The organism is Streptomyces sp. ISL-99, from assembly GCF_018614005.1.
GTDB classification, from domain to species: domain Bacteria; phylum Actinomycetota; class Actinomycetes; order Streptomycetales; family Streptomycetaceae; genus Streptomyces; species Streptomyces flavidovirens.
Genome location: NZ_JAGGPC010000040.1, coordinates 1 through 13,154, shown reverse-complemented (window position 1 = coordinate 13,154; position 13,154 = coordinate 1). Strand labels below are relative to the sequence as shown.

The following is a 13,154-nucleotide window of genomic DNA, read 5'->3' as shown; positions in this document are numbered from 1 at the left end:
CGTGTCCGGCTTCCTCCGCAAGCGTCCAGCCGTTCTTCCGCTCCAGCGGAGCAATCAGTCCTCGCATATAAGCGAGCACCGAATCCCGTGGCTCCTGCCGGTTGAACCGGTGCACGAACCGCTCGTGCACCGAGCCCAGTTCCCCGGCCCACAACCTGACGTCAGCAAGGTCCCCACCCATAACCGGACCAACGACCACGATGGCCACCAGTCACGGCAAACACCGTTGCAGTACTAGAGCAGACCGTGGTCGCGGGCGTGGATGGCGGCGTGGGTACGGTCGCGCAGACCGAGCCGGGCCAGGATGCGCGAGATGTGGTTCTTGACGGTGCCTTCGCTGAGGTAGAGGCGGGACGCGATCTCCCTGTTGGTCGATCCGGTGGCGATCAGGCGCAGCACGTCGGTCTCGCGCTCGGTGAGCATGGAGAGGCCCGGCGCCGGTCCGGTACCGCCGTCGCCGGAATTCGCGCCGCCCGCGGCCGCGGACCCCGGGCCGGCCGTCGAAAGCACAGGCACCGGCCCGTCGGGCGGGCGGGCGAGGTTCGAGGCCAGGCTGCGGGTCACCGAGGCGTCGAGCTGGGCCACCCCGGCGTGGGCAAGGCGCACAGCGGCGGCCAGCTCGGCCGAGGGCAGGTTCTTGAGCAGGTAACCGATCGCCCCGGCCTGCAGGGCCTGCGTCACGTACGAGTCGTCGTCGAAGGTCGTGAGCATGATGGCCCGGCAGCGGGGGGCGCGCCGGCTCAGTGCGGCCACGGCCGTGACGCCGTCCATGACCGGCATCCGTACATCCATGAGGATCACGTCCGGGTCATGAGTGACCGCTGCCTCCACCGCCTGCCTGCCGTCGGAGGCCGAGCCGACCACGGTGATGCCCGGCTGGAGGGAGAGCAGGGACGCGATCCCTTCGCGGACCAGCTCCTGGTCGTCCGCCACCAGGATCCGCACCGGCGCTCTCCCCAGGTCCACGTCGTGTGCCGCGCCGGGTCTTACGTCCTCGCCGCCCGGGTGCCGTCGCTGCCGGGCTACGGCTACTCCACGCTGCAGGAAAGCGGTGGTGTCGGGTCCGACGATCGCTGAGACCTGGGCGCGGCTGAGGACCGATGTGCTGGGGTACCGGCGCTTCGGCACCTACGGCGAAGACATCGGCAGCAGCGTCAGCCACTGGCTCGCAGCCTCGCACCCGGACGAGGTAATCGGGATCCACGTAGCTCAGGCCGCGTATCCACCCGCGGAGCGGAGCGGCGATCTGACCACCGGCGAAGCGGAGTTCCTGGAGTGGGCGAGGGCGAGATGGGACGGCGCCGGGGGGTACGCCGCGCTCCAGTCCACCCGCCCGGACACGCTCGCCGCCGCCCTGCTCGACTCGCCGTCCGGCCTGGCCGCGTGGCTGGTGGAGAAGTTCCAGGCGTGGAGCGATTGCGGCGGTGACGTCGAGCGCCGGTTCAGCAAGGACGATCTGCTGACCACGATCATGCTGTACTGGGTGACCGGCACGATCGGGTCCTCGTTCCGTCCGTACTTCGACCAGCGGGACGTCAGGCTGCCGCTGCCCGTCCTCACCGGGCCAGCCGGAATTACCGTCGGCGTAGGTGATCTGGGCATGCCCAGATCACTCGCCGAGCGCACGTACACGGATATCCGCTACTGGCACGACCTGCCCGCCGGCGGCCACTTCCTCGCCAGAGAGGAGACGGAGTTCGTTGCAGCCGACATCCGGGCGTTCTTCCACCCGCTGAGGCACACGGCACAGCGCCCAGCGCCCGAGCAGAGGGTGTCTTGATCGACGTCGAGCGAGAGCTTCGAAACAGCCCCGCATCGTCGACACCCCCGACTCGGTCCATGCCCCGTGCGCACACAAGGAGAGACACGTGAGCACGTCAATACCCTTTGAAACAGGACAGGATGCAAATATGGCAGCTCTCTTGATCTTGAACTATGACGTCACAGAAGGATCCGCCCTGGACGAGTACCGCATGGCTGCCACCCCCATCCTGCTCGGGCCGCACGCAGGTGAGCTACTTGTGAGCACGGCTGAAACCGTGCATCTCTCCGAAGCTCCCGACGGGGGTTCGCATACAGTAGTCATTCGTTTCCGCGACGCCGAACTGGCAAGAGAGATCTACGACTCGGGCGAATACCGTAACCTTCTGCAGGCTCGCTTGGCGGCAACGGTGCCTCATACAGCGATGATCGTCCCCGAGCTGTGAGGGCGCCTTCTGGACTCACATTGCCCTAAATGCGTTCGCCCCGCTCGTCGACCACCACGCAGTGGTGGTGTTCCTTGCCGATGTCCACTCCGGCCCAGATCTGGGGCACGGTCACCTCCGCCAACTCGTCGTCATACATCGATCCCGCAGACGACCTCGCCGACGTTGTCCTACACAGCGACCGAGTCGCGTATCCCAATTTAGCGGTCGAGTCGTCGCGGGGCTCGGGGCGGCCAAGTTTTTTTTGGGCCATCCAACGGCGACAAGCTCACGGCCATACCCGGAACCCCTGCGCCCGCCGATCTTACGAAGGACCAGCTCAGACCCACGCTTGGAAGGTAGGACAAGTTCAGATCCTGCCGCTGCTACGCAAGCCGGCTGCCGGTCGGCGCGGCCGTGTCGGGGCGCCAGCCCCCAGGAGTTGAGGCGGAAAGCGCAGCGCAGCAGCGACCCGTTGCAACAGCACAATGTCGCCGTTAGAAGTGGTCGGGGAGCCAGGGTTCGAGGTCTGTCGTACTGCGGACGAGGGAGGCGAGCGCCTTCTCCGACAGTGCGTGGACCCCAGCCATGCGGGCCGAGGCGGCGGACCGGTAGCCGCCGGCGTACCAGACCGCGAGCTGGCGCCGGGTGAAGGTCACCTGTCCTTCGACGTGGGTGGGGGTGATCTCGGCCGCTCCGGCCTTCACCTGGAACATCCAGCGGTCCCAGGCGTCGCCGCTCTCGTTCTCGATTTCGATCGGTATGGCGATGGTGAGGTCGGCGGGCCAGCCGCGGAGCCGGATCGCTTCGGGGATGTCGAGGATCCGCAGCATCCAGGGGTGCCAGGATTCGGCGATGGGCACAGGGAGCCGCCGAAGAACTGGTCGATGACGAACCCGAAGCCACCGGCGATCACCCGGCCGTTGCGGATCGCGACCTGGAGGTCGGCGTGTTCGCGGAGGTCGGTGATGTCGCCGGTGGCCTCGGCTTCGGGTGGCCAGCTCGTCGTACTGCTGCCACCGGCCGTCGTCGGCCGGGGCGAAGGTCAGTTCGCTCATGATCGCCTTCTAGTAGTTGGTGGCGTCCCGGACGGTGTTGGGGTTGGTGGGGATGAAGAAGGTGCGGGTGAAGGTCAGCACGGTCGTGCTCGCCTGGTTGTGGCCGGAGGTACGGCACACGACGATTCCGGTGCCGGGGCGGCTCTCGGAGAGCCTGCCGGAGACGACTTCCGTTTGCGCGTACAGGGTGTCGCCGACGAAGACGGGAGTTTTGAAGCGGACTTCGTCGAGTGCGAGGTTGGCGACGGTCATGCCGCTGGTGCTGCGGACGGTAATGCCGGCGACGAGGTTCAGCGTGACGCCGCCGCACACGAGGATCTGGCCCCATTGGGTCTGGCTGCTGTAGTGGGCGTCGGTGTGGATGGGCGCCGGGTTGTTGCTCAGTGCGGTGCCCATGAGGTTGTCGAGTCGGTGAGGGTCCGGCCGGGCCGGTGCTCGATGACCGGGCAACCGACGAAATTCGTCTACCTGCGGTTTTCTTCCTCTGGGCTGGTGGAGCTCCCGTGTTGGGGCTGGCAGATTCCCTGGAGGGCGCCGGGCGAGGACGTCGTCGTTGAACTCATCACTGCGGCAGCGAGTTGATCGCCGGTGTGGGTGGTTCGGGTGCATTCCCGGATTGGGAACCCGCTGGTGGCGAAGACTTCGAGCGTGGCGAAGAAGCCGGGCGAGCCCCGTACGAAGCGGCCGTTGATCCGTTTGGGAGCGATCGACGTGGGAGGGATCGCTGAGCGTCTGTGCGAGCTGCACCGGCTGGGAGGTGACCCGCAGTTCGAACGGTTCCCGGACCCGGCTGAGCTGTTCCTGGTGCTGCGGCACGTGGGGCGGATGGCGAGTGAGCTGAAGCAGCCCGAGAACTGCCCGGTCAACGTGGTCGGCGAGGTTGCGGTGCTGCGGGCGAAGCTGTGGCAGTACCTGCGGGAGCAGGCCGACGCCGGGCTGTTGAAGGCGATCGAGACCGGCAGAGCCGCCGGGGTGCCGTGGCATCACTTCAGCGAAGCGCTGTGCGTGACGTCGAAGCAGGGCGCCTACCAGAAGGCCAGGCGCCTCAAGGCCGAGCAGGTCCGTGAGCCGGGTGAGCGGCGAGCGCCGGGTCTTCATCAAGATCAACGGCGAGCTGAAGTACCTGTGGCGGGCGGTCGACGCCGACGGCAACGTCCTCGACATCCTCGTGCAGTCCCGTCGGGACACCGCCGCGGCCAGGCGTTTCGTCAGGAAGCTGATGAAGGTCACCCGCTGGGTGCCCAGGGTGGTGGTCACCGACAAGCTCCGCTCCTACGGCGCCGCCCACCGGCAGGTGATGCCATCGGTGGAGCACCGCGCCCACAACGGCCTGAATAACCGGGCCGAGGACTCCCACCAACCGACCCGGCAACGCGAACGCGCCATGAGGGGCTTTCGCACCGTCGGCGCAGCCCAACGGTTCCTGGCCGCGTTCAGCGGCATCTCACCCCACTTCCGACCCCGACGACACCTCATGACCGCCACCGAATACCGCACCGAGACGACTCTCCGCTTCGCGATCTGGGACCACATCGCCGGTGCCACCGGCCTGACCACAGCAGCCTGACCCAGGACCGACAGTCGGGCATGCCCTGACACTCCGTCCGACATCCACACCGACAACGTGACAGTGCCGTCCTGACCGGTCAGGCGCGACCTGAAGACGCCCCGGCCGTCGACGCGCTCAGCGAGGTCCTGTACTGGACGTCGTTGACAGCCAGCCGCTGGCCGCCTCCCTATCGCACGACTCGACGTCCGCGCTCAGCGATTCCCGGAGAGCAGCCGTCGGGACCCGGTAGCCAAGCTCGGACCTCAGACCTGCGCACGACGCCCACCGAGGCGGCGACCGTCGGCGGCTGGCCCAGGCGAGTTGGGCGAGACTGCTCCCGGCGTCACGGACCTCCAGGGATTTTCAGCATACTGAATACTTGACTTCGAGAAGGAGCCATATTACGGCGACTTGGTGCCGTGAACCGACATGGGTTCACTATAGATTGACAATCGCTTGATCTTCCACTGAGGATGACACGGCGCGCCGAAAGGGTTCCGAAGGCCGGTACGACCCGCGGCGCGTCCCGTCATGCAGCACATTCATCAGGGGGAGATCCATGCCCAGCAGACGCTCATTCCTTCGCGGTGCCGCCGTCGTCACGGCCGCCGCCGTCGTTCCTGTGGCGACTGCGTCACAGGCCCACGCCGACACCCTGGTGTCCGGCCAATGGATCCGGCCGTCGTCCAACGGATCGCTCGGCAGTGGTGGCCTCGGCGCCCCCATCACCCGCGAGCAGGTGCTGGCACGCGGTCGCGTGTGGGTGGACCTGCAAGTGCCCTACAGCCCCAACGGCCTGGCAAGCCCATGGGGCTGGTGGTACGACAGCCGGACCGGCGGCCGCTACCGGCAGGACTGCTCCGGCTTCGTCTCCATGGCCTGGCAGCTTCCGGCGAGCCACAACACCTGGACGCTGCGCGACGTCTCCACACGTCTGGGCGGCTTCGACGAGCTGCTGCCCGGTGACGCCCTCAACAACATCGACACCCACGTGATGCTGTTCGTCGGGTGGGCGGACGGCAGCCGGCAGACCGCCGTCATCATGGAGGAGTACGGACGCAGCGGTCCGACGCGCCAGCGCAACGTGTCGCGCTCGGAGCTCAACTCCCGGGGGATGCTCGCCTACCGCTACCATCGGATCGTGGAGGGCTCCGCCCCGCAGTCCTTGCAGGGGCGCGTCTTCCACGAGTACCGGCGGGCCGACGGCTCCTGGACCGGATTCGCCCCGCTCGACGGCTACGACGGCGCCCCGTACTTCCACGGCCACGGCGTGAGCATCAGTGGTACCCCCGACGGCTCCGCACAGGCCGTCGGTATCGGAGCGGACGGCAACCTTTACCACAACGCCCGCTACACCAGCGGCTCGTGGACGGGCTTCGCCCCGCTCGACGGCTACGGCGGCGCCGCCCACTTCACCGCGAGCAACGCCGCGATCGCCGGGGCCCCCGACGGCTCCGCCCACGTCCTCGCCGTCGGCATCGACGGCAACCTCTACCACACCACCCGTCTCAAGAGCGGCTCGTGGACGGGCTTCGCCCCGCTCGACGGCTACGAGGGCGCCTCCCGCTTCGCGGCGGCCGACGTGGCCATCACGACCACTCCGGACGGAAGCGCCCATGTGCTGGCCGTGGGCAACGACAAGAACGTCTACCACAACGTTCGTCTCCCCAGCGGCTCCTGGACCGGATTCGCTCCGCTCGACGGCGTCGGTACGAGCCGGATGTCCGCCACGAGCGTGGCGATCGCCGGACTCGGCGACGGCTCCGCGCAGGTCCTTGCTGTCGGAAACGACGGATACACCTATCACAACATCCGCCTCACCAGCGGCTCCTGGACCGGGTTTGCACCCCTCGACGGGTTCGGCGGGGCGCCCCGCCTCGCGGCCAGCGACATCGCCATCGCCGGCCTGTCCGACGGCTCCTCGCAGGTGCTCGCCGTCGGCAACGACGGATACGTCTACCACAACCTGCGCACACCCGCCGGCCGCTGGCAGGGCCTGGCCCCGCTGGCCGGGTTCGAGGGCGCCTCCCGTTTCGCCGCGCAGCGGGTCGCGATCGCCGGCATGCCCGACGGCACGGCGCAGGTGCTCGCCACCGCCCGCTGATCCGCGCAGCGACCCGCACTGCCGGTCCGGACCTCCCGCGCACCGCCGTCCGGCGGTGCGCGGGCCCTTCCCCTTCGTTTTGCCTTTCCTCCGACAGGAGCTTTTCACCCATGCCTCGTCCCCGCCGCATACGCCGCGCTGTGTCCGCCGTGCCCCTGGTCGGCGCGCTGTTGTTCTCAGGCCTGGCGGGTACGACCGCCCAGGCCGCCTCGGTCAGCACGTGGGACAAGGTGGCCGAATGTGAGAGCGGTGGCGACTGGCAGATCGTCAGCAGTGGCGCGCCCACCTACTACGGGGGGCTCCAGTTCTCGAAGAGCACCTGGGACGCGTTCGGCGGCCGACAGTACGCGGCGTACGCCCACCAGGCCACGAAGATGCAGCAGATCCTGATCGCCGAGAAGGTGCTGGCCGTCCAGGGCCAGGGCGCGTGGCCGCATTGCGGTCCGGCGGCCGGTCTGGGCGCCGACCATACCGATCCGTATCCGGCCCCCGCCCCGTCGGACAGCGGCGACTTCCACCACGCCGTCCGCGCGGTGGCGGGCCACTGGACCTCCTTCGCGCCACTGGACGGCTATCAGGGCGCGGCCCGCTTCGCGGGCAGCAGGCAGGCGATCACCGCCACGCCGGACGGATCGCTCCAGGTCGCCGGTGTCGGCACGGACGGCAACCTGTACCACAATGCCCGTTTCACCAGCGGCTCCTGGGCGGGCTGGGCGCCGGTGGACGGCTACGACGGCGCCGCTCGGTTCGCCGCCTCGCAGGTGACCATCGCCGGGATGCCGAACGGCGACGCCCAGCTGGTCGCCGTCGGCAGCGACGGCAAGCTGTACCACACTGCCCGCTTCGCGGGCGGCTCCTGGCAGGGCTGGTCCCCCGTGACCGACTGGGGCGCCAGGAAGGTCGCTGCGGCCGGTCTGCCTAACGGCGACCTCCAGCTCGCCATCGTCGGCAACGACGGCAAGCTGTACCACAACATCCGGTACGCGAACGGCTCCTGGCAGGGCTGGCGGGGTGTGGCCGGCTTCGGCGGCGCGGCCGACTTCACGGCGTCGAGCGTCGCGGTCGCGGGCATGCCGGACGGCGCCACCCAGATGATCGCGGTCGGCAACGACGGCGGGCTTTACCACACCACGCGCCAGGCGGGCGGCAGCTGGCAGGAGTGGGGCAGGGTGTCCGGCATCTCCTCGCCGTCGGACATCGCCCTCGCCGGAATGCCGAACGGCGACGCCCAGCTGCTCGCCGTGGCCAATGACACATCCGTGTACCACAACGCCCGCTTCGCGGGCGGCTCCTGGCAGGGGTGGAACTCCGTCGGCGTCCATGCCCGGAAGGTGGGGATCGCCGGCCTGGGCTCCGGCGACGCCCATGTCCTCACCACTGCGGGCTGACGCCCACAGCTCTCCGGCAGTCAGCTCAAGGCGCGGGCGGCGGCGTACGTGCCGCTCCCCGCGCCCCCGAGCAGCAGGTCGGCCGCGGCGTCCGCCACGGGGGAGCCGATGGCCTCGGCCACCTTCCCCAGCCACGCGGCCTCGGCGTCCAGATCACCGCTCTCCTGCACCAAGGCGTGCTCCGCCAGTCGGGGCGGAAGCCCCGTCCGCTCGGCGCGGACCGCGAACAGCAGCAGGGCGGCCTCGGCGGCTGCGTCCAGGTCGTCGTCCGCCAGTCCCGCGTCGGCGACTGCGGTCCGCGCCGTCGCGCGGTGCTCCGCCGACACGTGGCGGGACAGCGCCAGGGCGCTGTCGCGGATCTCGATGACGTAGCGGTAGAGCACCAGTTCGTCGTCCCTGCGTAGACCACCGGGCAGCGGGAGGATGACATCCGGCGTGGCGGCCGTCAGGAGCTGCCACAGAGACCGGACGGCCCTCGTCTGCCGACGCAGGCGCAACCGCCGCGCCTGCTCGGCCAACGACGGCCAGAGCACGCTGGCGACGAGCAGCAGTAGGGTGCATGCCAGCAGAACCTGGGTGGTGCCGGCCACCCCGGGCGTACCGTTGCCGGTCCAGCCGGCTGCCGCCACCGCGAGGTAGGCCAGCCGGTGGACGACGTAGACCAATCCGAAGCAACTGGCCAGGCCCAGCAGTTGCATCGAGGTCCGGGGCGGGCCGGGCGAGGCCTGACGGCCGTACCGCCAGCACAGCCGGATCGCGCTCGCCACCCCGTACCCGACGTACCCGAGGAAGATCATCCAGTACACGGTGATCATCGGCGACCGGGTCGCCGTCAGCAGGTCCGACTCCCCGTCCGGCAGAGGGGTGGCGGAGAACGCGGCGACCAGGCCGGCCTCCGCCAAGCCCAGCAGGATCCAGCGCAGCCACGCCCTGGGGTGCTCGCGTGCCCCGGTTGCCTCGCGGATGAATGCGAAGAGCGCGCCCATCGCGCACAGCGACAGCATGTGCACGGGCAGGTTCGTGAAGCTCGCTAGACCGACGGCCGCGTCGATCACCCGGCGCAGGGCGGGCACGCCCATGGTGAAAGTTACCGCCCACAGCAGCCACATTGTCCACATGAGGCGGTCCTGCCGGGGCGCGGCGCGCAGCCCCGGGGCCTTCCAGAGGACGAACAGCCACAGGGGTGGTACGACGACAAGATCGAACAGCCTCAACGGAACCTCGATGCGGTGCTGCGGGAGAAGGCGCCCATCACACGGCTGAGCGTGTCGGCGGTGTCGGCCGTCGCCGTCGGAACGGCGACCGGCGCCACGTTGAAGTGCTGCCACATGATGGAGGCCAGGAGCTCGGCCTCATGCTCCTGTTGCGTGGTGGCCTTCGTACGGCTGCGCCCCAGCAGCCGTACGGCCATGGCCGGATCCAGGTCGGGGAAGAGCTGTGCCAGCATCGCGGGATCCGGGACGCTGGACTCACGGTGGTCGAGGAGGATGTGCGCCAGCTCGTGCAGGACGATGTGTGTCTGGTGCGGCCGGCTGGTCACCGAGGCGTAGTAGACGAGGTCGGCGGTGCCGAAGGACACCCACATCCCGCACACTCCGGTGTCGGAGGCTAGTCCGGCGGGCATCGGGAGCAGGCGTAGGGGCCGCCCACGCTCGACGGCGACGGCGGCGCAGAGGTCCTCGACCTCGAAGGGGTACGGGAGCTCGAACCGGCTGATCAGCTTCTTGTAGCGGGCCCGCAGTGCGCGCCAGTCCTCGCGGCCCATGTTTCCTGCGTTCCCCCGTCATGACCGTGCCCCGACCGCGCTGCCGCCCCGTCAGATGTTCGCGATCTTCCCCCGGCCGACTCTACAGGGGCGGAGTGGCCCCGCCCGCCGCGTCGCTCTCCAGGGCCCCGCCCTGCTCGACCAGGGAGCGCACGGCTTCTACGCCCTGGGCGGACATGGTCGCTACCGTGGCGGCCCGCAGGGCGACCGAGCGTACGTCGTTGGCACGCATCGCGGCGATCAGCGCGAGCTGCGCCGACACTCTGGCTTCGACCTCGTCGTCGATGAAATAGGCCAGCGGTACGCCGAAGAAGTCGCCCAGCACCCGGAGCGTGCCGACGGTCGGATTGGTCGCCTTCCCCTTGGCCAGGGCCCACAGTCGGCCGACCGACAGCTTGGGATCGTTGGGCCCTGCCGCCTTTTTGATCCCGTCGACGACCTCCTGGAGCGTGAAGCGCCTCCCCAGCGGCTGTACGTAGACGAACAGGTACTCGATCCTGCGGCCGAGCAGTTCCGCCTCGTCGTCGGGTGGCAGGGCCTCCTGGCCTTCGCCGTGTGGGGCCTCCGGTCCTTCGTCGATCATTCCCGCTCTCCTCACACACCCGTTGGTTGAGACTCTATCCGTCTGCCGGGCGGCAGCCGGGCCTGGTCTTGGCCGGATGGCGCTGGGCTGGTGGCGATCGGGGGGCTGATTCCGGGGAGGTGACCTGTGTCCGCATCACCGGCTCGCCGGTGGTGCACAGTCTGGGGGACCCGTGAAACAGCCGCGCCGCCCCGCCTATTCGCTGCGTGCGGAGGGGGAGTTCCGTATCCGTCTTGCCGCCGTTGGCGAGCAGTTCCTCGAACCGATCTGGCTGGGTAACGGTGCTCCGCACCGAGTCCGCTGCGCGGCCGACCACCAGTACACTCTCCGCGCCCGTCGAACGTTCAGCAGGGACAGAGCTTGTGCCGGACGTGTGCAGGCTAGGGCCCGGCTGCCGCTTCGGCTGCCTTCCGAGAACGCATGGCGGCCGCCGACGCCGTCCTCGTCGAACCCGTCTGGTGCGGCGTGCACACTGCACACCGCATCCGTTGCACGGCAGGCCAGATTAGCTACCGACGGCCGTCCGCGCTGCGCCGCAGTGGCCGACTCTGCCGCTACTGCACCGCCCTGCGGAATGCCGTCGGGGAACGGCGAACGCGGAGCCCTGACGACTACTCGGCCTGCTCACGCTGGGGTAAAGCCGCGTGCCAGGTGATCAGCCGAGCCGCATAGCAACGCCGGCTGCGAAGAGCCCCGCTACCTGGGCCCGCGCACAGGACTGCTACCGCGATCCGGCCCGGCTCGGGCCGGATCGCGAACCGCCCTGCGGGACGGCTGCGCTCCTCTGCGGTTCCGGAGACGGGCGGGACGGGGGATAATCGGGCCCATGGTCATGCTCTCCTCCACAGGTGCGGCGTCCTCGGCCGCCGAGGTGCTGCGCGCCCGGTACGCGGGCCGGCTGCCTGCCTCGCTGGACAAGCTCGCAGGCCCGGAGCACGGCGTGGTCGAGCTGCCGCTGCACGTCGCCTGGTCTGGACTGCGCGCCTACGACCTGGACCGCCCACGCCTTCGTATGGGCCTGTACCGCACCGTCCTGGCCGAGGGGCAGCACGAGGACATCGTGACCCTGCTGAACCGCGACCTCCTCCTGGCCCAGTGGCCCGTCCTGCGCACCCTGGTCAGCAGGCACCTGCGGCAGGTCTGGGAGGAAGCCTTCCCCGAGCTGACGACCGCGGGATCAGCCGCCGCGTGAAACTGAGCGACCTGCACCGCCGGCTCCTGGCCGCCGTCATCGACATCGGCTCCCCATTCCCCCTCGTCCTTACCGGCGGGTACGCCGTCCAAGCGCACGGTCTCGTCGAGCGCCTGAGCCAAGATCTCGACGTCGCCACCGAGAACCCGGCTCCGATGGCGGAGATCATCGTCAGCCTGGAGCAGGGCCTGGTCTCGCGGGGCTGGGGGGTGCGCGTGATCGATGTAGACGCACTGTCGGCCCGTCTGATCGCCGCGGACCCGGACACCGGCGAGGAGTGCGAGGTCGATGTCCTCAAAGAACACTTCTGGACACCCCCGGCCCAGACCGAGTACGGGCCGGTCCTCGCCTTCGACTCCGTCATCGGCACCAAGGTCCGCGCCCTGGCCGACCGCGGCGCCGTCCGCGACCTGATCGACGTACACACAGCCTCCCGCCACCGCACCAGCAATGAGCTGGAACGGCTCGGCAGGCGGCACGGCCGCGACGAGTTTCGCCTTCACGACCTCCGAGACCGACTGATCGGCGCGGAGTGGGCCGACGACGACGAGTTCGCGGCTGGCCTGCGCTGCTGCCGAGTCGCACCGGACACGCGCTGCATGCACGAGCCCGGACGGCTCACTTCGGTGAGTCGGAGCCGGTGGGGGCAGTGATGAGGTGGTGGATGTCTTCTCCGGTGAATGGCCAGCGTGTGTGGCGGCCGTCCGGTCGGGCGAGAGGGCTTCGGCCGTGCGGGACCTCCAGATGGCGTTCGAAGGTGGCGATGAGGGTTCCGTGCTGGTTGATGCCCTGGGTCTGTGCATGTACCGCGCCACGGGCCGGATGTCGGTCGACGGGCTGCCCCGAGCGGCTTGCAGGAAGTCGAGAGGCGTGTGAATGGCCTCCGCCGCCGGGACTCCGCCTTGCAATGGAACATCCTTTGATGGAGGCGGCAACTGCGGGCACCGCGGCGGGGTGTGGTGTTACCGCTATACCGTGCAAGCCGGCACCTCCGACAGCCCCCCTTTCTGGGCAAGGCAATGGTCGCGGCCGTACTCGGTGCCGGGGCAAGGGGTGCCGCACTACCGCCACAGGCAGAGTGTCGGATTTCCGCGCTCGCGCACTGGTTCTCCTCCCCGTGCCGTGACCAACCAGCGCCCCTTTGCGTTGTTCCGGCGACGCGTGCTGAATCCGTCCCCCACGGGTGCGCGCTCGGGGGGCCTGACACTGTGCCCGGCGCAGGGCCCCTCCCCGCAACCGTGCGGTGAGACGCTCCTGTGGCCATTCAGGCAGATTTGCTCCGGTCCGGGGCCCTCGCACCCAAGCGTGCTAGGGCGTGTGTGGTGTCGT

12 protein-coding genes and 2 pseudogenes are annotated in these 13,154 nt (G+C 69.3%); 7 read left to right on the top strand and 7 right to left on the bottom strand.

What is annotated here, in order from left to right; genetic code table 11:
- Window positions 1-181: pseudogene (locus tag J7E91_RS24645) on the bottom strand (IS701 family transposase); the annotation flags it as partial.
- A gap of 53 nt (window positions 182-234) precedes the next feature.
- Entirely contained in the window at window positions 235-945 is a 711-nt protein-coding gene (locus J7E91_RS24640; RefSeq protein WP_308377022.1) for a response regulator transcription factor, read from the bottom strand.
- Between the two features lie 109 nt (window positions 946-1,054).
- Between J7E91_RS24640 and J7E91_RS24635 the strand changes: the two genes are divergently transcribed.
- Both J7E91_RS24635 and J7E91_RS24630 read left to right on the top strand, forming a co-directional pair.
- Complete coding sequence (locus tag J7E91_RS24635; protein WP_214908406.1) at window positions 1,055-1,780, top strand: alpha/beta fold hydrolase; 726 nt, start codon at window positions 1,055-1,057, stop codon at window positions 1,778-1,780.
- 88 nt (window positions 1,781-1,868) lie between these two features.
- A complete protein-coding gene (locus J7E91_RS24630) occupies window positions 1,869-2,207 on the top strand; it encodes a DUF1330 domain-containing protein (RefSeq protein WP_214908405.1) in 339 nt (112 codons plus the stop codon).
- A 476-nt stretch (window positions 2,208-2,683) separates the two neighbouring features.
- Here J7E91_RS24630 and J7E91_RS24620 read toward each other — a convergent pair whose 3' ends face one another.
- Together J7E91_RS24620 and J7E91_RS24615 are read right to left on the bottom strand one after the other, a co-directional pair.
- Complete coding sequence (locus J7E91_RS24620) at window positions 2,684-3,049, bottom strand: sterol carrier protein domain-containing protein (protein ID WP_214908403.1); 366 nt, start codon at window positions 3,047-3,049, stop codon at window positions 2,684-2,686.
- Between the two features lie 204 nt (window positions 3,050-3,253).
- A complete protein-coding gene (locus tag J7E91_RS24615) occupies window positions 3,254-3,640 on the bottom strand; it encodes a MaoC family dehydratase (protein WP_214908402.1) in 387 nt (128 codons plus the stop codon).
- A gap of 694 nt (window positions 3,641-4,334) precedes the next feature.
- Between J7E91_RS24615 and J7E91_RS24610 the strand changes: the two are divergent.
- The 3 genes and pseudogenes from J7E91_RS24610 to J7E91_RS36820 all read left to right on the top strand — a co-directional run.
- Window positions 4,335-4,811 (top strand): annotated as a pseudogene (locus J7E91_RS24610) (transposase); the annotation flags it as partial.
- Window positions 4,812-5,352: 541 nt separating this feature from the next.
- Window positions 5,353-6,897: a twin-arginine translocation signal domain-containing protein gene (locus J7E91_RS36825; RefSeq protein WP_214908400.1), complete on the top strand. Its 1,545-nt coding sequence runs from the start codon at window positions 5,353-5,355 to the stop codon at window positions 6,895-6,897.
- 110 nt (window positions 6,898-7,007) lie between these two features.
- Window positions 7,008-8,285: a transglycosylase family protein gene (locus J7E91_RS36820; RefSeq protein WP_214908398.1), complete on the top strand. Its 1,278-nt coding sequence runs from the start codon at window positions 7,008-7,010 to the stop codon at window positions 8,283-8,285.
- A gap of 20 nt (window positions 8,286-8,305) precedes the next feature.
- On the opposite strand, the gene J7E91_RS24595 is transcribed toward J7E91_RS36820, so the two are convergent.
- The 3 genes from J7E91_RS24595 to J7E91_RS24585 form a co-directional block, all read right to left on the bottom strand.
- Complete coding sequence (locus J7E91_RS24595; protein ID WP_214908396.1) at window positions 8,306-9,499, bottom strand: MAB_1171c family putative transporter; 1,194 nt, start codon at window positions 9,497-9,499, stop codon at window positions 8,306-8,308.
- Window positions 9,496-10,050, bottom strand: a complete 555-nt coding sequence (locus J7E91_RS24590) for a hypothetical protein (protein ID WP_214908394.1) — start codon at window positions 10,048-10,050, stop codon at window positions 9,496-9,498. The genes J7E91_RS24595 and J7E91_RS24590 overlap by 4 nt, the downstream gene beginning before the upstream one ends.
- Window positions 10,051-10,132: 82 nt before the next feature.
- Window positions 10,133-10,633, bottom strand: coding sequence for a hypothetical protein (locus J7E91_RS24585; protein WP_251016197.1), 501 nt, complete (start codon window positions 10,631-10,633; stop codon window positions 10,133-10,135).
- Window positions 10,634-11,459: 826 nt separating this feature from the next.
- On the opposite strand from J7E91_RS24585, the gene J7E91_RS24580 reads away from it, so the two are divergent.
- Together J7E91_RS24580 and J7E91_RS24575 are read left to right on the top strand one after the other, a co-directional pair.
- The gene (locus J7E91_RS24580; protein WP_214908392.1) at window positions 11,460-11,825 is read left to right on the top strand and encodes a hypothetical protein; all 366 of its coding nucleotides are present in this window, start codon (window positions 11,460-11,462) and stop codon (window positions 11,823-11,825) included.
- Window positions 11,822-12,478, top strand: a complete 657-nt coding sequence (locus J7E91_RS24575; protein WP_214908391.1) for a nucleotidyl transferase AbiEii/AbiGii toxin family protein — start codon at window positions 11,822-11,824, stop codon at window positions 12,476-12,478. The genes J7E91_RS24580 and J7E91_RS24575 overlap by 4 nt, the downstream gene beginning before the upstream one ends.
- Window positions 12,479-13,154: the final 676 nt, after the last annotated feature.

Coding starts and splice junctions, on each gene's coding strand:
- J7E91_RS24590 (WP_214908394.1), bottom strand. CDS start 10,050: ATGGGCCGCGAGGACTGGCGCGCACTGCGGGCCCGCTACAAGAAGCTG.
- J7E91_RS24585 (WP_251016197.1), bottom strand. CDS start 10,633: ATGATCGACGAAGGACCGGAGGCCCCACACGGCGAAGGCCAGGAGGCC.
- J7E91_RS24580 (WP_214908392.1), top strand. CDS start 11,460: ATGGTCATGCTCTCCTCCACAGGTGCGGCGTCCTCGGCCGCCGAGGTG.
- J7E91_RS36825 (WP_214908400.1), top strand. CDS start 5,353: ATGCCCAGCAGACGCTCATTCCTTCGCGGTGCCGCCGTCGTCACGGCC.
- J7E91_RS24615 (WP_214908402.1), bottom strand. CDS start 3,640: ATGGGCACCGCACTGAGCAACAACCCGGCGCCCATCCACACCGACGCC.
- J7E91_RS36820 (WP_214908398.1), top strand. CDS start 7,008: ATGCCTCGTCCCCGCCGCATACGCCGCGCTGTGTCCGCCGTGCCCCTG.